Annotated in this window: 19 protein-coding genes and 1 tRNA gene; 18 read left to right on the top strand and 2 right to left on the bottom strand. The window is 60.1% G+C overall.

The window, feature by feature from the left end; genetic code table 11:
- Positions 1-87 precede the first annotated feature (87 nt).
- A complete protein-coding gene (locus tag ACUIAD_RS01490) occupies positions 88-1,614 on the top strand; it encodes a DUF2130 domain-containing protein (protein WP_445343443.1) in 1,527 nt (508 codons plus the stop codon).
- Positions 1,615-1,787: 173 nt separating this feature from the next.
- Here the strand turns inward: ACUIAD_RS01490 and ACUIAD_RS01485 are convergent.
- A tRNA-Met gene (locus ACUIAD_RS01485) sits at positions 1,788-1,864 on the bottom strand.
- Positions 1,865-1,959: 95 nt separating this feature from the next.
- Between ACUIAD_RS01485 and ACUIAD_RS01480 the strand changes: the two genes are divergently transcribed.
- From ACUIAD_RS01480 to ACUIAD_RS01410, 15 genes are all read left to right on the top strand, one after another.
- The gene (locus ACUIAD_RS01480; RefSeq protein WP_110452691.1) at positions 1,960-3,006 is read left to right on the top strand and encodes a homoserine O-succinyltransferase; all 1,047 of its coding nucleotides are present in this window, start codon (positions 1,960-1,962) and stop codon (positions 3,004-3,006) included.
- 191 nt (positions 3,007-3,197) lie between these two features.
- The gene (atpB, locus tag ACUIAD_RS01475; protein ID WP_110452690.1) at positions 3,198-4,013 is read left to right on the top strand and encodes a F0F1 ATP synthase subunit A; all 816 of its coding nucleotides are present in this window, start codon (positions 3,198-3,200) and stop codon (positions 4,011-4,013) included.
- A gap of 131 nt (positions 4,014-4,144) precedes the next feature.
- Positions 4,145-4,372, top strand: a complete 228-nt coding sequence (gene atpE, locus ACUIAD_RS01470; RefSeq protein ID WP_015022486.1) for an ATP synthase F0 subunit C — start codon at positions 4,145-4,147, stop codon at positions 4,370-4,372.
- Positions 4,373-4,422: 50 nt separating this feature from the next.
- Positions 4,423-4,965: a F0F1 ATP synthase subunit B gene (locus ACUIAD_RS01465; protein WP_110452689.1), complete on the top strand. Its 543-nt coding sequence runs from the start codon at positions 4,423-4,425 to the stop codon at positions 4,963-4,965.
- A gap of 51 nt (positions 4,966-5,016) precedes the next feature.
- Positions 5,017-5,844 carry a F0F1 ATP synthase subunit delta gene (locus tag ACUIAD_RS01460; RefSeq protein WP_445343442.1) on the top strand — a complete coding sequence of 276 codons (828 nt, stop codon included), beginning with the start codon at positions 5,017-5,019 and terminating at the stop codon, positions 5,842-5,844.
- A 46-nt stretch (positions 5,845-5,890) separates the two neighbouring features.
- Positions 5,891-7,549 carry a F0F1 ATP synthase subunit alpha gene (gene atpA, locus ACUIAD_RS01455; RefSeq protein WP_110452687.1) on the top strand — a complete coding sequence of 553 codons (1,659 nt, stop codon included), beginning with the start codon at positions 5,891-5,893 and terminating at the stop codon, positions 7,547-7,549.
- Between the two features lie 3 nt (positions 7,550-7,552).
- Positions 7,553-8,503, top strand: a complete 951-nt coding sequence (locus tag ACUIAD_RS01450; RefSeq protein WP_445343441.1) for a F0F1 ATP synthase subunit gamma — start codon at positions 7,553-7,555, stop codon at positions 8,501-8,503.
- A gap of 8 nt (positions 8,504-8,511) precedes the next feature.
- The gene (gene atpD, locus ACUIAD_RS01445; protein WP_110452685.1) at positions 8,512-9,996 is read left to right on the top strand and encodes a F0F1 ATP synthase subunit beta; all 1,485 of its coding nucleotides are present in this window, start codon (positions 8,512-8,514) and stop codon (positions 9,994-9,996) included.
- Between the two features lie 2 nt (positions 9,997-9,998).
- A complete protein-coding gene (locus ACUIAD_RS01440) occupies positions 9,999-10,295 on the top strand; it encodes a F0F1 ATP synthase subunit epsilon (protein WP_110452684.1) in 297 nt (98 codons plus the stop codon).
- 87 nt (positions 10,296-10,382) lie between these two features.
- Positions 10,383-11,192 (top strand): endonuclease NucS, encoded by an 810-nt coding sequence (gene nucS, locus ACUIAD_RS01435; protein WP_445343440.1) that lies wholly within the window; start codon positions 10,383-10,385, stop codon positions 11,190-11,192.
- 230 nt (positions 11,193-11,422) lie between these two features.
- Entirely contained in the window at positions 11,423-11,665 is a 243-nt protein-coding gene (gene nrdH, locus ACUIAD_RS01430) for a glutaredoxin-like protein NrdH (protein WP_110452682.1), read from the top strand.
- A 431-nt stretch (positions 11,666-12,096) separates the two neighbouring features.
- Positions 12,097-12,750, top strand: coding sequence for an amino acid ABC transporter permease (locus ACUIAD_RS01425; RefSeq protein WP_445343439.1), 654 nt, complete (start codon positions 12,097-12,099; stop codon positions 12,748-12,750).
- Positions 12,737-13,411, top strand: a complete 675-nt coding sequence (locus tag ACUIAD_RS01420; RefSeq protein ID WP_445343438.1) for an amino acid ABC transporter permease — start codon at positions 12,737-12,739, stop codon at positions 13,409-13,411. Before ACUIAD_RS01425 ends, ACUIAD_RS01420 begins: the two co-directional genes overlap by 14 nt.
- Positions 13,404-14,279 (top strand): amino acid ABC transporter ATP-binding protein, encoded by an 876-nt coding sequence (locus ACUIAD_RS01415; protein WP_445343437.1) that lies wholly within the window; start codon positions 13,404-13,406, stop codon positions 14,277-14,279. The genes ACUIAD_RS01420 and ACUIAD_RS01415 overlap by 8 nt, the downstream gene beginning before the upstream one ends.
- 82 nt (positions 14,280-14,361) lie before the next feature.
- Positions 14,362-15,273 (top strand): cysteine ABC transporter substrate-binding protein, encoded by a 912-nt coding sequence (locus ACUIAD_RS01410; protein WP_110452678.1) that lies wholly within the window; start codon positions 14,362-14,364, stop codon positions 15,271-15,273.
- Between the two features lie 92 nt (positions 15,274-15,365).
- Here the strand turns inward: ACUIAD_RS01410 and ACUIAD_RS01405 are convergent, their stop codons facing one another.
- Complete coding sequence (locus ACUIAD_RS01405) at positions 15,366-16,301, bottom strand: FKBP-type peptidyl-prolyl cis-trans isomerase (protein ID WP_445343436.1); 936 nt, start codon at positions 16,299-16,301, stop codon at positions 15,366-15,368.
- Between the two features lie 82 nt (positions 16,302-16,383).
- Here ACUIAD_RS01405 and ACUIAD_RS01400 point away from each other — a divergent pair, with 82 nt between their 5' ends.
- Together ACUIAD_RS01400 and ACUIAD_RS01395 are read left to right on the top strand one after the other, a co-directional pair.
- Complete coding sequence (locus tag ACUIAD_RS01400; RefSeq protein WP_445343435.1) at positions 16,384-17,451, top strand: hypothetical protein; 1,068 nt, start codon at positions 16,384-16,386, stop codon at positions 17,449-17,451.
- A complete protein-coding gene (locus ACUIAD_RS01395; RefSeq protein ID WP_110452676.1) occupies positions 17,448-18,479 on the top strand; it encodes a hypothetical protein in 1,032 nt (343 codons plus the stop codon). Before ACUIAD_RS01400 ends, ACUIAD_RS01395 begins: the two co-directional genes overlap by 4 nt.
- Positions 18,480-18,506 lie beyond the last annotated feature (27 nt).

The raw sequence follows: 18,506 nt of genomic DNA, 5'->3' as shown, positions 1-18,506 counted from the left end.
TATCAAGTGTCGTAGTCGCTCAGTTTTCAGTACAAACTGATTGAAGCAAAGATAGGTTTTAAGAGAGGCTTAGAAGGAAAGGTGCAGATGCCCGAGATTATTTGCCCCAAATGCGGAACCGCGTTCACCATCGATGAGGCCGGATACGCCGATATTCTGAAGCAGGTACGTGACAAGGATTTTGACAGGCAGCTTCATGAACGGCTTGAGCAGGCTGAACGCGAGAATAGCAAGATCCGCGAACTGGATCAGGCGCAGGCCGAGCAGACGCTGCAGAAGACCAAAAGCGCAAAGGATGCCCAGATACAGGAGTTGCAGGCAAAGCTGAAGTCCGAGCAAGCCGCTAAGGAACTGGCTGTTTCAGAAGCCTTGAGGAAGGTCGAAAAGGAGAAGGACGATCTGAGCGCCAAGCTGGACAAGGCAGAGTCGGAGAAGCAGCAGGCGCTTGATCTGGCAGAGGCTAATTCCAAGAGTGAGCTGCAGAAGGCGGCAGCGGACAAAGACGCCCAGATCGTCAAATTGCAGAATCGGCTGGATGCTTTTGAGTTGCAGAAGAAGCAGGAGCTTGCTCAGGCTCTGAGTCCGGTGGAGAAGGAGCGGGACGATTTCAAGGGCAGGCTTGAGAGGCTGCAGCTTGAGAAGGAGTCGGAGGAGAGGCTCTCCAAGGAGCAGCTGAAGTCGCAGCTGCAGGCGGTTGCTGCAGATAAGGATTCCGAGATAGCTGAGCTGAAAAGCAGTCTGGACAAGGTCGAGCTGCAGAGCAAGGTCGAGGCCAAGTCGCTCAAGGATCGTTACGAGGTCCAGATCCAGGACCGTGACGATCAGATTGAGCGGCTGCGTGATCTGAAGGCGAAGCTGTCTACCAAGATGGTGGGGGAGACGCTTGAGCAGCATTGCCAGATCGAGTTCAACAAGCTGCGGTCCACGGCCTTTCCTCATGCCTACTTCGAGAAGGACAACGATGCCAGGACGGGCAGCAAGGGCGACTTCATCTTCCGCGACTGGGACGATTCCGGCACGGAGATCGTGTCCATCATGTTCGAAATGAAAAACGAGATGGACACCACCTCCACCAAGCACAAGAACGAGGACTTCTTCAAGGAGCTCGACAAGGACAGGCGAGAGAAGGACTGCGAATATGCCATCATGGTCTCCCTGCTGGAGCCTGACAGCGACCTGTACAACACGGGTATCGTGGATGTCTCTTATCGCTACCCGAAAATGTATGTTGTCCGTCCCCAGTTCTTCATTCCGATAATCACCCTGCTCCGGGATGCCGCCAAGAACTCTCTGCAATACAAGAATGAACTTGAAGAGGAGAGGGCGCAGAACATCGATATAACGCATTTTGAGGAAGAGCTGGACTCCTTCAAGAACGCTTTTGGCCGCAATTACGAAATCGCCTCGAAAAAGTTCAAGAATGCAGTAGAGGAGATCGATAAATCCATCAACCACCTGAACAAGATCAAGGATGCCCTGCTGGGCTCTGAGAACCAGCTTCGTCTGGCCAACAACAAGGCGCAGGACGTGACCATACGAAGACTGACCAGAAACAATGAGACCATGAAGGCCAAGTTCGACGAAGTAAAGAAGTCCAAAGCCATAGGAGCCTGAGAACGTGAATGGTGCAGCCAAGTGAGGAGTTGAATGCAGACAGCTGTCTCTGACTTTTACGGTCGAGTCGTTCAGCTATGACTGGCTGCACCATGTCGGCAACTGTTCTGATCGGCGACAGGCACGCCAAGACAGCAACAAAGGCTCGGAATCCAGATGAATCCGAGCCTTACTGGTAGCGGGGTCAGGATTTGAACCTGAGACCTCTGGGTTATGAGCCCAGCGAGCTACCGAACTGCTCCACCCCGCGTCGGCTGTGCGACACAGCAGTTATCTATGTTACGGATTCCAACGCACTTGTCAAGTCCGTGTGTGGGCAGGCTTTACTTGGGAGATAATGGAGCCATGCCTATCACCATCCCCACCGGATTGCCGGCCAGATCCATCCTGGATTCGGAGCGCATCTTCGCCCTGGAAAGCCACGAGGCGGAGCGCCAGGAGATGCGTCCGCTCAAGCTGGTCATCCTCAACCTGATGCCTACCAAGGTGCAGACCGAGACCCAGCTGCTGCGGCTGATCTCCAAATCGCCGCTTCAGGTGGAGATCGACTTCATGAAGACCTCCACCCATCAGGCCATGCACACCAGCATGGATCACTTGGTCAAGTTCTACGAGAATCTGGACTCATTCCGGGACAACTGCTATGACGGTCTGGTCGTGACGGGCGCCCCGGTGGAGCAGATGGACTTCGAGCAGGTCGACTACTGGGATGAGCTGACCCATATTCTGGACTGGGCATCCACCCATGTTTTCTCCACTATGTACTTGTGCTGGGGGGCCATGGCCGGGCTCTACTACCGCCATGGCATTGCCAAGCGCAACCTGGATCGCAAGGTCTTCGGGGTCTTCCCCCAGTACCTGCAAGACGAGTACTGCTTCATTACCAATGGCTTCGACGAGATCGCCCTGCAGCCCCACTCCCGCTGGGCCGGGGTGGATGAGGACCAGGTGCGGGCCTGCCCGGATCTGCAGGTGCTGACCTGGGGTCCCCAGTCTGGTCCCGGGCTTATCAGCACCCAGGATTTCTCAGAGATCTTCGTGCTGGGCCACTGGGAGTACGACCGTGGCACTTTGGCCCATGAGTACCAGCGCGACATGGCCAAGGGTCTGGACCAGGTGCCTTTCCCGGTCAACTACTACCCCCATGACAATCCCAGACTGGAGCCGGTCTTTTCCTGGCGGGCACATGCCAACCTGCTCTGGCGCAACTGGCTGAACTGGGTATACGAGACCACCCCCTATGACTTGGACCAGGTGCCGACCCTGCGGGCGGCGGGTCGACTAGGCACCGACAGATCCATCAGGCACGCTCCTGGACGCCCACGTGCTGACGGGTATCGTCCCTTGGCTGGTGACGGGTACGGGCTTATTCCTGGAGCTGTTGATAGTTGATGACAATTGAATCTCATTCGTCATCAGCCTGTCTGCACCGCGGGGCGGATTCGACCTTCGGGCACCATCTGTGGCACACTGGATGAATGTATGGTTACCGTGGCTCTTGGTGTGGGCTACACTACCCATACGGTGCAGCCATGAGTCGCATGCGCGCTATAGTGTTCACTGTGTCGTTCAGGAGGCGATAGATGCTAGAGGCAATGGGAAGTGAAGCTTTCAGTCTGGCCATGGCCAAGCCGAGCGAGCTGCCTTCCATCGAAGATTTCCTGCCTCCTGAGATTCTTTTCCAGGGAACGCCCTTTGCCATGAACCGGATCATCCTGATCAGGTTCGTGGCCATGGTCATCATTCTTCTGGTGCTTGGAATCACTGCCGCAAGGGCCAAGCTGATCCCTTCCCGCTGGCAGGGGGCCATTGAGTGGGTCATCGAGTTCATCCGTGACTCGGTCGTCTATGACACCTTGGGCGAAATTCGTGGCAAGCGCTACGTGCCCATGATCACGACCATCTTCTTGACCATCTTGGTCTTCAACCTCTGCGGCATCGTGCCAGGCATGAACATAGCGGCCACGGCCACTATCACCATGCCTCTGGTTTTCGCCATCTGGACTTTCTGCCAGTACATGGCAGCGGGATTCCGTGAGCAGGGCGTCTGGGGCTATTTCAAGTCGGAGCTCTTCCCAGCGGGTGTGCCCTGGCCCCTCTATATCATCCTGACGCCCATCCAGCTTCTGGAGATGGTCATCGTCAAGCCGGCCTCTCTGACCATCCGACTCTTCGCCAACATGATCGCCGGTCATCTGCTGGTGGCGGTTACTCTAGCCTTTACCCAGTTCTACATTGTTGAGGCCAGCAATAAGGTGTTGGCCCTGGCTGGCGTGGGCTGGTTCGTTCTGGGCTTCGCCCTGACGGCCTTTGAAATCTTCGTGGCGGCCCTTCAGGCCTACATCTTCGCCATCCTGACCACGGTTTACATCTCCATGAGTTACCCTGAAGAAGGTTGAGCGAAAAGAACAAGCCGCGGTCGGCGTTTTAAGCGGTCGCAGTCTACATATTCGTTGGTTCCGACCAGTAGACGGGGGTCGGGGCCGAACCACAATACAAGAACCGGCAACGGTGGAGGAAAGGAAAATAAATGGACATCATCACACTTGCTGAGGTCTCCGGCAATCTGAGCATCCTGGGATACGGCATCGCAGCTCTCGGCCCCGCGCTGGGTCTGGGCATCGCCGTCGGCAAGACCGTCGAGAGCATGGCTCGCCAGCCTGAGATCAGCGGACAGCTGCGCACCACCATGTTCATCGGCCTGGCTCTGATCGAGGTGCTGGCCCTGCTGGGATTCGTAGCGCTCTTCATTGCCTGAGCCGTGCGATTCTTGCATGATCCGGCTTCGATAAAGGAAAGGAGGAGCCAATGTATGCTCTAGCGGCAGGCGAAGGGATCAAGCTGTTTATTCCTCCGATTTACGATATCTTCTGGTCGCTGGTCATCCTGGTCATCTTGGCCGTCTTCTTCTATAAGTTCTTCATGCCCAAGTTCCAGGCCATCTTCGATGAGCGCTCGACTAAGATCGAGGGCAACATCCAGAAGGCCGCCAAGGCTCGTGAGGAAGCGGATCAGGCCCGTAAGCAGTATCAGGATCAGCTGAGCAAGGCTCGTGTTGAGGCTTCCCAAATTCGGGATGACGCCCGGGCCGAGGCTTCCAGGATCGTGGCTGATGCCAGGTCCCGCGCCGAGACCGAGGCCAACCAGATCACTGAGAACGCCCAGCGCTCCATCCAGTCCCAGCAGCAGCAGGCGCTGGTCTCGCTCAAGGGCGAGGTGGGTACGCTGGCTACGGCTCTTGCCGGAAAGATCCTGGGCTCGCAGCTTCAGGATGGTGCCGTGCAGTCCTCCATGATCGACTCGATCATCGCGGACCAGGATGGACAGTCCTCGGACAAGCGGCAGGCATGATGACGGATCGGCGAATGACGGGAACGACCGTTCCGCGAAAGGGGAGGTGACATGCGGGGAGAGACTTCGCTGAGCTCCGACAAGGAGACCAGGGCCAAGTATGCTCCTTTGCTCAAGAGCAAGGGGAAAGATGCCCTCCGTGTGGCTACGGAGCTCTATGCTTTCGTGACTCTGCTCGATGCCAACAGGCCTCTGGAGCGTGCACTGACCGATCCCTCCCGTCCGTCAGAGGACAAGTGGCGCGTAATCGACACCATCCTGACTGACAAGGCCGATCCGCTGACTGTGGATATTCTCCATGACCTGGCTGATCGTCAGTGGAGTCGTGTCGTGCACATCGCCAACGCGGCTGAGGACATGGCGGTGGACGCAGCCAGCTATTACACTGATGCTCTCGGCATTACCAACCAGGTGGCCGGAGAATTGGCTGAAATTCATTCGGCTCTGCTTGGCATGCCCCTGGTGCTCTTCCGGCTCTCGGACGAGTACAGTGATTCCACGGCCCGAGCCGATCTGCTCAGGGCGCTCCTGGACGGGCAGCATTTGCATGAGGTCACCGAGCAGATGGCTCTGAACGCCACAATCGATCTGCGCGGACGGCGTTTTCCGGACACCATTGTCTGGCTGGTGGATCGCTTCTCTGAGCACATGGACCAGGTCATGGTCACCGTCACTACGGCGATCTCCATGAAGGACGAGCAGATCAGCCGCCTGCAGGAGGTCTACGGGCGCAAGCTGGGTAAGCCGGTTCACATCAACTCGGTGGTCGACCCCTCAGTACTGGGCGGCATGAAAGTCCAGTACGGCTCGGTCTCCACAGACGGCACGGTGGCCACCCAGCTGAAGCACCTGAACCGGCGGATGGCCGTGGCAGGATGAGCAGGGAGCCTAAAGACTTGAACAAGAACAGAAATAAGGAGTGATCATGGCAGAAATGACCATTGATCCCGCCGTGGTGCGCAAGGCGCTCGACCAGTTCGTCGAGTCTTACAAGCCGACGGACACCCCCACCCAGGAGGTGGGATACGTCCGTACCGCTGGTGACGGCATTGCGCATGTGGAGGGACTGCCTGGTTGCATGGCCAACGAGCTGCTGACCTTTGAGGACGGCACGCTGGGTCTGGCCTTCAACCTGGACGCCCGCGAGATCGGCGTGGTCATCCTGGGCGACTTCGCAGGCGTCGAAGAGGGCCAGGAAGTCCACAGGACCGGCGAGGTGCTTTCGGTGCCCGTCGGCGACGGCTATCTGGGGCGTACGGTCAACCCCCTAGGCGAGCCCATTGACGGGCTGGGCGAAATCAAGAGCGAGGGTCGCAGAATTCTGGAGGCTCAGGCCCCCGACGTCATGCACCGGCATCCCGTCGACGAGCCCCTGGCCACCGGCATCAAGGCCATCGACGCCATGACACCCATCGGCCGCGGTCAGCGCCAGCTGATCATTGGCGACCGGCAGACCGGCAAGACGGCCATCGCCATCGACACCATCATCAATCAGAAGCGCAACTGGGAGTCCGGAGATCCCAAGAAGCAGGTGCGGTGCATCTATGTGGCCATCGGCCAGAAGGGCACCACCATTGCCTCGGTCCGTTCCTCCCTGGAAGAGGCCGGCGCCATGGAGTACACCACCATCGTGGCCTCCCCGGCTTCCGACTCGGCAGGCTTCAAGTACATAGCCCCTTACACCGGTTCGGCCATCGGCCAGCACTGGATGTACGGCGGCAAGCACGTCCTGATCGTCTTCGACGACCTGAGCAAGCAGGCCGAGGCCTACCGGTCAATCTCCCTGCTGCTGCGTCGTCCGCCGGGGCGTGAGGCTTACCCTGGCGACGTCTTCTACCTGCATTCGCGTTTGTTGGAGCGCTGCGCGAAGCTCTCCGATGATCTGGGCGGCGGATCCATGACCGGCCTGCCCATCATCGAGACCAAGGCCAACGACGTCTCGGCTTACATTCCGACCAACGTGATCTCCATCACCGACGGGCAGATCTTCCTGCAGTCCGATCTGTTCAATGCCAACCAGCGTCCTGCCGTGGACGTGGGCATCTCCGTCTCCCGCGTGGGCGGCGCCGCACAGACCAAGGCTCTGAAGAAGGTCTCCTCGACCCTGAAGATCTCCTTGGCTCAGTACCGCTCCCTGCAGTCCTTCGCCATGTTTGCCTCGGATCTGGATTCGGCCTCCAAGGCTCAGCTGACCCGTGGCGCTAGACTGACCGAGTTGCTCAAGCAGCCCCAGTTCACGCCCTACTCCATGGAGAAGCAGGTCGTTTCCGTCTGGGTGGGCACCCATGGCAAGCTGGATGACCTGGACCTGGAGGATGTGCTGCCCTTTGAGTCGGGACTCTTGGACTATCTGGACCACAACACCGACGTCCTCAAGACCATTCGTGACACGGAGGACTTCACCGACGATACGGAAAAGGCCTTGGACAAGGCCGTGGACGAGTTCGCCAAGACTTTCGTGACCCACAAGGGCCAGACCTTGGACGGGCGCAAAGCCGACCAGGAGCAGGAGCAGCCGGTAGCCGTCCAGCAGGAGAAGCTGGTGGCCGATGGCAAGAGCGGCAGCAAGGCCGGGAAGCGGTAGACCATGGCCTCACAACTCGCATTCAAGTCAAGGATCGCCTCCACGTCGGCGCTGGAGAAGATCTTCAATGCCCAGGAGATGATAGCCTCCTCGCATATCGCCAAGGCCAGGACTGTGGCTCTGGAGGCGAAGCCTTACTCCGATGCGATCTTCGATGCAGTTCAGGCTCTGGTGACCCACACGGACGACATTCGCCACCCCATTGTCAGGAAGGACGAGAAGAACCCGCGCGTGGCCGTGCTGGCGCTGACGGCCGACCGTGGCATGGCCGGGGCCTACACCTCCTCGGTCATCCGCGAAACGGAGTCTCTGCTGGCCCGTCTGGACCAGCAGGGCCGACAGCCCCAGCTCTTCGTCTACGGACGTCGGGGCGTCTCCTATTACCGCTACCGCAACCGCAGCATCGTCAAGACCTGGGAGGGCGAAAGCGATCGGCCTGGTGTGGATGTAGCCAGGGAGATCTCCCAGGCACTGCTGGATACGTATATGACTCCAGCGGCCAAGGGCGGCGTCTCTGAGCTCTACATCGTCTTCACTGAATTCATTAACATGGTGGTGCAGAAGGTTCGGGTGCTGCGCATGCTGCCCCTGGAGCTGATCAGGCCTGACCAGGAGCAGCCTGAGGAGGCTATCGATGCCCCCGTGCCGGAGGATGAGCATGGGCCCAAAGGCAACCGCCATGCGGCCATCTACGACTTTGAGCCCAGCTCACAGGAGGTGCTGGATGCCGTTCTGCCCAAGTACATTCAGTCGCGCATCCATGAATGCCTGCTCACGTCGGCTGCCTCGGAGACCGCCAGCAGACAGAATGCCATGCATACCGCCACTGATAACGCCAAAGGGCTGATCGACGACCTGACTCGCGAGCTCAATGCCACTCGTCAGGCGGCCATAACGCAGGAACTTACCGAGATCGTCGGCAGCGCCGATGCGCTCAACAAAGAGGAAGAGTAGGAACGCCAATGGTTGCACAGCAAGAACAGCCGACCACAGCGAGCCGCAAGCCGGATTCGGCCTCCAAGGGGCGCGTCACCCGAGTCCAGGGTTCGGTCATCGATGTGGAGTTCCCGGCAGGTCACCTGCCGGACATCTACAATGCCCTGACCGTGAATCTGAGCAAGTCCTCGAATACCGAGGGCGAGTCGCTGACCACCATCATGCTGGAGGTGGAGCAGCATCTGGGCGATTCCACGGTCCGCACCGTGGCCCTGAAGCCCACCGACGGCCTGGTCCGCGGCGCCACTGTCACCGATACGGGCGGGCCTATCATGGTGCCCGTGGGCGACGTGACCAAGGGACACGTCTTTGACGTGGCCGGCAACATCCTCAACAAGAAGGAGGGTGAGCAGGTCAAGGTCACCGAGCGGTGGCCCATCCATCGGAATCCACCTGCCTTCGATCAACTGGAATCCAAGACCCAGATGTTCGAAACCGGCATCAAGGTCATCGACCTGCTGACCCCCTACGTGGAGGGCGGCAAGATCGGCCTGTTCGGCGGCGCAGGCGTGGGCAAGACCGTGCTCATTCAGGAGATGATCCAGCGCGTGGCGCAGAACCACGGCGGCGTTTCCGTCTTCGCAGGCGTGGGCGAACGCACCCGTGAGGGCAACGATCTGATCGGGGAGATGGACGATGCCGGGGTGCTGGAGAAGACTGCACTGGTCTTCGGCCAGATGGACGAGCCCCCGGGGACCCGTCTGCGCGTCCCTCTGACCGCCCTGACCATGTCGGAGTACTTCCGTGATGTGGAGAACCAGGATGTGCTGCTCTTCATCGACAACATCTTCCGGTTCACCCAGGCCGGCTCCGAGGTTTCCACCCTGCTGGGCCGCATGCCCTCGGCCGTGGGCTACCAGCCCAACCTGGCAGACGAGATGGGCGCTCTGCAGGAGAGGATCACCTCCACCAGGGGCCACTCCATTACCTCCCTGCAGGCCATCTACGTGCCAGCGGACGACTACACCGACCCGGCCCCTGCGACCACCTTCGCCCACTTGGACGCCACGACTGAGCTCAGCCGTGACATCGCTTCCCAAGGCATCTACCCGGCTGTGGATCCACTGGCATCCACCTCCAGGATTCTGGATCCGCGCTATGTGGGGCAGGCCCATTATGACTGCGCCAACCGAGTCAAGGCTATTCTGCAGAGGAACAAGGAGCTCCAGGACATCATCGCTCTGATCGGCATCGACGAGCTGGGCGAGGAGGACAAGACCACTGTCAACCGCGCCCGCAAGATCGAGCAGTTCCTGGGCCAAAACTTCTACGTGGCCGAGAAATTCACCGGCCGCAAGGGTTCCTACGTGCCTGCGGACGAGACCATCGAGGCCTTCACCCGCATCTGCGATGGCGCCTACGACGACGTGCCCGAGCAGGCATTCTCCGGCATCGGCGGCATCGACGACCTTGAGCACAAGTGGCACGATATGCAGAAGGAATACCGGTAGTCATGGCGGACACGGGCAAGGCCTCCATGCAGGTCAACATCGTCTCGGCAGACAGGCCCATTTGGTCGGGTCAGGCGCGGTCGGTCACCGTGCCCGGCACCCAAGGGTCCATGGGCATCATGTCTGACCATGAGCCGGTGCTGACCCTGCTGCAGGAGGGCAATATCCGGGTTCAGGCCACTGATGGCGGTCGTCAGTCCTTCCATGTGGACGGCGGATTCGCCTCCTTCGACAGCAACAAGCTGACTGTGGCCGTGGACCACTACCTGGAGGATGCTGCTCAGGGACAACGCTCCTGACTTCTTTCCTTTCCGCCCGGCTGGTGCTCCTGCATCGGCCGGGCTTTTTCTTCTTCGCCCGGAACGGCGACTGATATATTGGCATCTGTGCGAATCATTGTTGCCGACTGCTCCGCCGAATATTCCGGGCGTCTCAATGCCAGCCTGCCGCCGGCCAGACGCGTCCTGCTGATCAAGGCCGACATGAGCTGTCTGATCTTTTCTGAGCTGGGTTCCTACAAACCCCTGAACTGGATGTGCGCCCCCTGCACCATCAGGGAGATCGAACCCGAGGAGACAGGCAAAGACGGCGCAGGCATCAAGGCTGATTCCGTGGCTGGGGCCGAGCCGGACGAGGTCGTCGAAGCCGCTGCGCCCGATGCGCTGATCGCCCAGGAGCAGGAGCAGAATCAGGACCAGTGTCGGCCTGTTCGTAAGGTTCTGCGCGTTTCGGCCGTGAAATCCAGCGATGTGCTCACCATCAGGCTCTATCAGATCTATGCCGACGACAGCTATGACCTGGGGACGGATCCGGGGTTGGTCAAGGACGGTGTGGAAGCACATCTGCAGCGTTACCTGGCCGAACAGATCGACCGCATCGGCCCGGGAGCCACGCTGGTGCGCCGGGAGTACCCCACGCCCATCGGCCCAGTAGACATCATGGCCGTGGACGGCCAGGGGCAGCATGTGGCCATCGAGATCAAGCGGCATGGCGGCATCGACGGTGTGGAACAGCTGACCCGCTACTGCCGGCTGCTCAACCGCGATCCTCTGCTGGCTCCTGTCCGTGGGATTTTCGCCGCCCAGACCATCACCCCCCAGGCCAGAGTTCTCGCAGAGGACAGGGGATTCGAGTGCCTGATACTGGACTATGAGGCCATGAAGGGTGTCGACAGTAACGAACTGACCCTCTTCTGAGGGGGGGGGTTCCTGTCGTGGATGGCAAGTATGTCATGCATCTCACATAGATCCTTCCTTGGCTGGTCAAGACCTCAAAGGCTACTAGATGTTGGGGTTTATGGCCTGACACGCCACTACGGATGGTATTGTGCTGGCGCCTAGGAATGTGTAGAGTGCAAACATCAGGTCCTAAGCAGACGGCTATAGAGCTTGGGATGTCATTGGCTATATCTAAGGGAGATGCGGACATGTCCATTACGGTCTACACCAAGGCGCACTGTCCCCAGTGTGATGCCACCAAGCGTCAGCTGACCAAGCAGGGGCTGGAGTTCGAGCAGGTGGATTTGACCGAGGATCAGACCTTGATCGACCGGTTCATCGCCCAGGGATTCAAGCAGACCCCCATCGTAGTCACTGACCAGGAGACGTGGAGCGGGTATCGCCCCGATCTGATCAGGAAGGCAGCACAGAGCGCCAAGGTCTTCGCCTGATCAAAGGACTCGGAGCCCGGTTCACGAATATGTGGACCGGGCTTTTTTGATAGCTTGGTGAGCTGTCGGGCTGATAAATGTCAGGTTGGCAGGTAATTAACTGAATATTGTTCTGCAAGTGCCTGGTGAATCGGCATTCCTTGGTTCGGCACTGCTTGGTTGATGGGCTCAGCATGATTATGGATGGCCGTCCAGGCACCCGTGAGAGCGGATGATAACGCGGTATCCGGTATTCGTATATCGAAAAGCAGAGGAAAGCAGCTCGCATTCTCTAGGATTGTCGATTGTATGCCTCAGACGGTGGCCTAGTTATTCGGGTTATTCGGCAATCGTGCGGGGGAGGGACGGACAGCGGCAGTCAGCGGGAAGAGTGCGGGAAGCAGTGAAGAGGAGACGATGAACAGGACGCAAACGAGTAAGGGGGCGAGGGCATGAATTGGACCTTCATGGCGCAGAATCTGCACTTTTTCGTCAATGCGGCCTATGTAACGGTCTTCATCTCCTTCTTCGGCGTGGTGTTTTCCATGCTGTTCGGACTGGTCTGCGCCGGGCTGGAGGTCTTCAGGATCCCTTTGCTCTCGCAGGTGGCCAGGGTATACATCGAGCTGTCAAGAAACACCCCGCTCCTGGTGCAGCTCTACTTCCTCTACTTCGGGTTGCCTAAGCTTGGGGTCAACTGGAGCGCTCAGACCTGCGCCATCGTAGGGCTGGCCTTCCTGGGCGGCTCCTACATGGCCGAAGCCATGCGTGGCGGACTGGAAGCGGTGCCTCGGGTGCAGATCGAGTCAGCCCGCGTCCTGGGATTCACACGAGGCCAGACCCTGTCAAGGATCGTGCTGCCCCAGGCCCTGAGTAGCGCCATACCGGGCGTGGTGGCCAACATCATCTTCCTGGTTAAGGAATCCTCGGTGGTCTCAGCCATCGCTCTGGCCGACGTCATGTATGTCACCAAGGACCTGATGGGTACCTCCTACGACACCTACGAGTCGTTGACTCTGCTCATCGTCACATATCTGGTCATCCTGCTGCCCATCTCCGTCATCGGGACCGTTCTTGAGCGGAGGTTCGACTATGCACGGCGTTGATGTGCTTTTCCAGCCAGGGGTCATGCCCAGACTCTTCCAGGGGCTCTGGGTGACCGTCTGGATAGCCGGCGTCTCGGTCCTGCTCTCCCTGCCCTTGGGGTTGGTGACCGGATGGCTGATGACCCTGCGCAACCGTCTGATTCGCTTCCTGATGAGGATCTACCTGGACTTCATCCGCATCATGCCCCAGCTGGCTCTGCTCTTCATCGCCTTCTACGGGCTGTCCAGGGCATGGAACCTGAATCTTGACGCCACCGGCGCCTGCCTGCTGGTTTTTGTGCTCTGGGGCGGAGCAGAGCTGGGCGACCTGGTTCGAGGGGCTCTGGAGTCCATCCCCCGCACGCAGATGGAGTCGGCCTACGTGCTGGGACTAGGGTCCTGGCAGACCTTCTCCAGGATCATCCTTCCGCAGGCCCTGCGCCGACTGCTGCCGGCGAGTGTCAACCTGGCCACCAGGATCGTCAAGACCACCTCCCTGGCCGCCCTGCTGGGGGTCATTGAAGTCATCAAGGTCGGCCAGCAGATCATCGATGCCAACCGATTCGCTTATCCGCAGGCGACCCTGTGGATCTACGGGGTGATCTTCTTTATGTATTTCTTCATCTGCTGGCCCCTGTCTTTGGCGGCCCGGCATCTGGAAAAGAGGTGGGCTCATGACTGAGGGGCAAACGACGGCGAACCGGCAACAGGATGACCAGGAGGAACGGGCGGTGCTGACCGTGGAGCATCTGGTCAAGCAGTATCCGCAGGCGCAGAGCCCTGTGCTCAATGACATCTCCTTCCAGGTGCCCAAGGGCAAGGTCTTTGTGGTCCTGGGCCCATCGGGCTCAGGCAAGTCCACCCTGCTGCGGACCATAGCCGGGCTGGAGCCCATACAGGGCGGCCGCATCCTTCTGGACGGTCAGGTGGTGGAGACCGGTCACCCCCTGGGCAAGCGCAGCGGAGGTCCTGGCGGCCTTATGTCGGGCAGTCGCAGCTCCGACTTGCGCACCAGGATCGGCATGGTCTTTCAGAGCTACGACCTCTTCCCCAACAGGACCGTTCTGGACAACGTGACCCTGGCGCCCGTCCTGGTCCAGAAGCGCAAGCGGGACCAGGCACGTCAGGAGGCTCTGGAGCTGCTGGACCGAGTGGGTCTGGCCGACCGCAGGGATGCCTGGCCCAGCCAGCTCTCTGGCGGCCAACGGCAGAGGGTGGCCATTTGCCGGGCGCTCATCCTCCATCCCGAGATCATGCTCTTCGACGAGGTGACCGCTGCTCTGGATCCGGAGATGGTTCGCGAGGTCCTCCAGGTCATTCTGGAGCTGGCCGACCAGGGGCTGACTATGATGATCGTCACCCACGAGATGGCCTTTGCCAGGGGTATAGCCGACCACATCGTCCTCCTGGATGGAGGCTCTCTGGTCGAACAGTCCGACGATCCGGAGGCCTTCTTCACCCACCCGGCCACTGACCGGGCGCAACGCTTCCTGTCCACCTTCACCTATGAGCGCAGGCGGGATCAGGACCAGGATCTGAAGTCCCGATGAGGACTTCGCATATTCGTCCGGCGGCCTTCGCCGGAACCGCCCCAGGGGCGGCCATAGGAAAAAGAACAGGAAAAGAGGGATCATGACCGCAAGGGTAGTGAACCGATTGATACGGGCGACGCTGGCCGCAGGGGCGACGATCGCGATGATGGCTTCCATGGCTGCCTGCGGCCCTTCGGCCGCCACCCCCAGTGACGCTGGAAGCGGTTCGGGCAGCAGCTCCGGCTCCACAGCAGCATCCGGGTCTGCACGCACTCCGGAGCAGATCACTAAGTCCGGCAAGCTCAGGGTGGCGGTCTTCACCGACAAGGCCCCCTTCGGCTACGTGGACAAGGACGGCAGGAACCAGGGCTACGATGTGGTCCTGGCCGAGCGACTGGCCAAGGACCTGGGCGTCAAGCCCGAATACACTTCGGTGGACCCGGCCGCTCGCGTGGATGTGCTGTCAAGCAACAAGGTGGACGTGGTCCTGGCCAATTTCACCGTTACTGATGATCGCGCTCGCAAGGTGGACTTCGCCAAGCCCTATATGAAGGTCTACCTGGGCGTGGTCTCCCCGGATTCGGCGCCGATCAAAGACGTGAAGGAGCTGAATGGCAAGACTCTGATCATCGCCAAGGGGACTACGGCTGAGCCCTATTTCGAGCAGCACTATCCGGAAGTCAAGCTGCAGAAGTACGACCAGTACGCCGATGCCTACAACGCCCTGCTGGACCATCGCGGCGATGCCATGAGCACCGACAACACCGAGGTGCTGGCCTGGGCCAAGGCCAACAAGGGCTTCTCGGTCGGCATCACCAAGCTTGGGGACGAGGCGGTCATCGCTCCGGCTGTGCGCAAGGGGAATAAGCCCTTGCTGGACTACATCAATAAGGAGCTGGAGAAACTGGGCCAGGAGCGGTTCTTCCATGAGGATTACCGCAAGACCCTTGAGCCGGTCTACGGCAGCGCAGCCAACCCCGACGAGATTGTGGTCGAGGGCGGCAAGGACTGACCTGGCCGTCTGGTTTATGACAGGGCCCGCTCCCATCCGAATGCGACTGGATGGGAGCGGGCCCTGTCTGTCTGAGTTAGTGGATTGACTGGTCAGTAGGCGGCCAGGATGTCGACCACGAAGATCAGGGTCGAATTGGCCGGGATGCTCTGCTGCTTCTGGCTGCCATAGCCCAGGTCGGGCGGAATGACCAGAAGGACCTGGGAGCCCACCGTCTGGCCGGCCAGACCTTGCTGCCAGCCTTTGATCACTTGGTCCAGACTGAAGTCGCTGGCCTGACCCCGGTCCCAGGAGGAGTCGAACTGCTTGCCGTCGGAGGCCAGCCAGCCGGTGTAGTTGGCGCTGACGCTCTGATGCTGGCCGACCTTGGCTCCGCTGCCCTTGATCAGGGGCTGGACCACCAGCCCTCCCTTGGGTTGGTAGCTGTTGAGATCCAGGGAGGGCTTGCCCTTGTCGTCCAGACTGATCTTGGGCAGGTCGCTCGGCAGGTTGGTCACCTTCTGGCCCTGGGCGCGGGTCAGGTTCCTGGACCGGGAGACGAAGGTCAGGGCCATGATATAGGAGTCGGTTGCCTGGCTGCTGCCGGAGCCTGACTCTTCGATGCCTACGGCCACGGTGGAGTTGACCTTAAGGCCCTTGAAGGTGTCATAGAATGCCGGGATAGATTTCCTGCTGATGACAATGGAGCACTCCGGGCTGCTCTTGTCCCAGGTGGAGTTGATCACCTTGCCGGTCTTGGCATCCAAGGCCAGGCTTCTTGCGCATACGCGATCCCCGTCGCGGATGACCTCGCCGTCGCCCTCCTGGATGACTTGATGGGTCTGGTTCTTGACCTTGAAGGGGGTCTTGAAGCTGATGTCGGGCTTGCTGCCAAGTTTGCCTTTGGCTGATACGCCCTGCATGGTGTCGCCCGAGTGGCCGCCCCCGTCAGATCTCCCGCCGCAGGCCGACAGCCCAAGACATAGAGCCAGAGCGGTCATGATGCTCAGCAGACGTTTGCTGCCTGATTTCCTTGCGATGATGCTCATAGAAGACCAGTTTAGGGCTTATGGGTGATTTCCCTGTGCTAGCAACCAGATATTAGGGAGCCGAAGGTAGAATGTCGATACTATGAAGCAAGTACCCGAAGGAACCTATGAGATGACGCGGCCTGACAAGCCTTCGCGCCATAGCACCATCATGCGCGGCATCGTCACCCCCATCTTCGGCCTGCTGGCTGTAGCGTCCATTGTGCTGGGTATTCTCAACGCCACGGTCTGGAAGCCTTCGGCTCATGTGGATGCGCATGCGCGCACGAACGCCGCCTATGCAGTGACCGATCCAGGTGTGCTTCCCCTGGTGGACAGCAGAGTGACCATGCGTGTGGATGCGGTGCCGACTGGGAATTCCGGGTCCGCGGATGGCAAATCACAGAAGCCCACCGTCTGCATGGCTCTGACTACGGCAAAGGATGCATCTGGCTGGACGGCCGGACATGGCGTGGCTCGGGTGCGCGGTCTGGATAATTGGCAGACCCTGTCCGTCGGCAAGGACACCAGCCCCGGCAAGGCCGTCAAAAATGATCAGGGAGTGGCATTTAAGGATTCTGATATGTGGAAACGGGTCACCTGTGAAGAGAGCGGCGTGTCCATGTCCCTGAAAACCGACGATCCGCAGGCCGTTCTGCTGGTGGCGGCTCCTCAGGGTCATTCCCTGGGGCTGGAGATGCTCTGGCAGCGGGACAAGCTGCCCAACTTCGCCATGCCTTTCTACTTCGCCGGTGGGCTGCTGGCCCTGCTGGCCGTTCTTTCGGCCACGGTATTCGCCATGGATCCGGCCAAACGCCGCAAGCAGGCCGAACCTGAACAGGAGGCTAAGGAATCTCCCGAGATCAGTGTGGCCCAGGCGCTGCGCAAGGCCATTCTGCCTAATCTGGGGCAGTGGCGCTACTCAGCTTCAGGTCGGCGTCACGCTCGTGGCCAAGAGCGGCAGGGAGATCCGGAATCCCCGCTCAAGTCGCCGACGGTGATCGATCCGCGCAACAGGAACCTGGTCGCCGATCGCCAGGAGAATGGCGGCGGCCGCACTGTCAGCGGCGATCGGGGAGCCGACGATGCGTCATCCACTGCGGTCATCAGCGACCAGGAGATGGCTTCCTACTTGGCCAGGTTGGCTCACGAGGAGGAGGAAGACCGATGAGCGGGAACAAGCAGATGAACAGGGTGGGGGTTGCAGCGGCGCTGGCCTTGTCTCTTGCCCTTCTGCCCGGGTTGTCCGGCTGCGAAGGGCAGGTTCCCCAGGCCCGCCAAGCCGAGCTTCAGAGCACCGCGACCACCGCTCCTGCGCCCAACCTGACTCCGGCCCAGGAGGCCCGTATCCGTAAGAGCATCGGGGCAGTTCTGGATCAGGCGAACGCGTCCAAGGACCCAGCCGGGCTGGCCCAGCGAGTCAGCGGCCCTCAGCTGGAGATACGCACCAGCGAGCTGACCATCGCTCAGGCCACAGGGCAGCTGGACCCCAAGACGACCATTCCTGCCACCATCGCTCAGACGGTCATCCCCGGTGATCCAGGCTGGCCGCGCTCGGTTTTCTCGATTACCACCACAACACAGGATCAGCAGTCCAAGCGCCTCTTGGTTCTGGACCAGGAGTCCGCCCATGAGAATTACAAGCTCTGGGGGGTGGCCCGACTCTTCCAAGGAGCTCAGTTGCCTAAGTTCCCGGTGGCCACCATCGGCGCCAGGATGGGACAGGGCGACGATCAGGGGCTCAAGGCTACGCCAGTGGAGGCCGTGCGCCGCTATGCCGACCTTTTACAGAACCCCCAGAGCAGCAAGTATGCCAAGGAGTTCGCCCAGGATGACTTCCGCACTTCTCTTGGCACGCTGACTCAGGTGGTTCAGCAGGGAATCGAGGCCAACAAGGGCAGTCAGTCGCAGACCTTCGCTCCGGCACAGGGGCAACTGCGGGTCATGCACTCTTCCGATGGGGGAGACCTGATCGTGGCTCGCATCGATTCTGTCTGGACTCGGCAGGCGGGTGAAGGCCGTGAGTCCTCGCCGGCCTCGGATGCCGAGACGGCCCTATTCGGGCAGGGCAAGCCCACCAGCACCATGAAGGTCACCTATGTCAACGTGATCGCCCTCTACGTGCCTTCGGCAGACTCGCATGAGCCCATCAGGGCTGTGGGTGCCGAGCGTGAGCCCATCAAGGTGGAAGCAGTCTGAGTGGCGGGATTGCGCTAGGTGAACGCC

Source organism: Bifidobacterium sp. ESL0819 (assembly GCF_052606245.1).
This window is presented reverse-complemented; position numbering and strand designations above follow the sequence as displayed.

Coding starts and splice junctions, on each gene's coding strand:
- ACUIAD_RS01490 (WP_445343443.1), top strand. CDS start 88: ATGCCCGAGATTATTTGCCCCAAATGCGGAACCGCGTTCACCATCGAT.
- ACUIAD_RS01480 (WP_110452691.1), top strand. CDS start 1,960: ATGCCTATCACCATCCCCACCGGATTGCCGGCCAGATCCATCCTGGAT.
- atpB (WP_110452690.1), top strand. CDS start 3,198: ATGCTAGAGGCAATGGGAAGTGAAGCTTTCAGTCTGGCCATGGCCAAG.
- atpE (WP_015022486.1), top strand. CDS start 4,145: ATGGACATCATCACACTTGCTGAGGTCTCCGGCAATCTGAGCATCCTG.
- ACUIAD_RS01465 (WP_110452689.1), top strand. CDS start 4,423: ATGTATGCTCTAGCGGCAGGCGAAGGGATCAAGCTGTTTATTCCTCCG.
- ACUIAD_RS01460 (WP_445343442.1), top strand. CDS start 5,017: ATGCGGGGAGAGACTTCGCTGAGCTCCGACAAGGAGACCAGGGCCAAG.
- atpA (WP_110452687.1), top strand. CDS start 5,891: ATGGCAGAAATGACCATTGATCCCGCCGTGGTGCGCAAGGCGCTCGAC.
- ACUIAD_RS01450 (WP_445343441.1), top strand. CDS start 7,553: ATGGCCTCACAACTCGCATTCAAGTCAAGGATCGCCTCCACGTCGGCG.
- atpD (WP_110452685.1), top strand. CDS start 8,512: ATGGTTGCACAGCAAGAACAGCCGACCACAGCGAGCCGCAAGCCGGAT.
- ACUIAD_RS01440 (WP_110452684.1), top strand. CDS start 9,999: ATGGCGGACACGGGCAAGGCCTCCATGCAGGTCAACATCGTCTCGGCA.
- nrdH (WP_110452682.1), top strand. CDS start 11,423: ATGTCCATTACGGTCTACACCAAGGCGCACTGTCCCCAGTGTGATGCC.
- ACUIAD_RS01425 (WP_445343439.1), top strand. CDS start 12,097: ATGAATTGGACCTTCATGGCGCAGAATCTGCACTTTTTCGTCAATGCG.
- ACUIAD_RS01420 (WP_445343438.1), top strand. CDS start 12,737: ATGCACGGCGTTGATGTGCTTTTCCAGCCAGGGGTCATGCCCAGACTC.
- ACUIAD_RS01415 (WP_445343437.1), top strand. CDS start 13,404: ATGACTGAGGGGCAAACGACGGCGAACCGGCAACAGGATGACCAGGAG.
- ACUIAD_RS01410 (WP_110452678.1), top strand. CDS start 14,362: ATGACCGCAAGGGTAGTGAACCGATTGATACGGGCGACGCTGGCCGCA.
- ACUIAD_RS01405 (WP_445343436.1), bottom strand. CDS start 16,301: ATGAGCATCATCGCAAGGAAATCAGGCAGCAAACGTCTGCTGAGCATC.
- ACUIAD_RS01400 (WP_445343435.1), top strand. CDS start 16,384: ATGAAGCAAGTACCCGAAGGAACCTATGAGATGACGCGGCCTGACAAG.
- ACUIAD_RS01395 (WP_110452676.1), top strand. CDS start 17,448: ATGAGCGGGAACAAGCAGATGAACAGGGTGGGGGTTGCAGCGGCGCTG.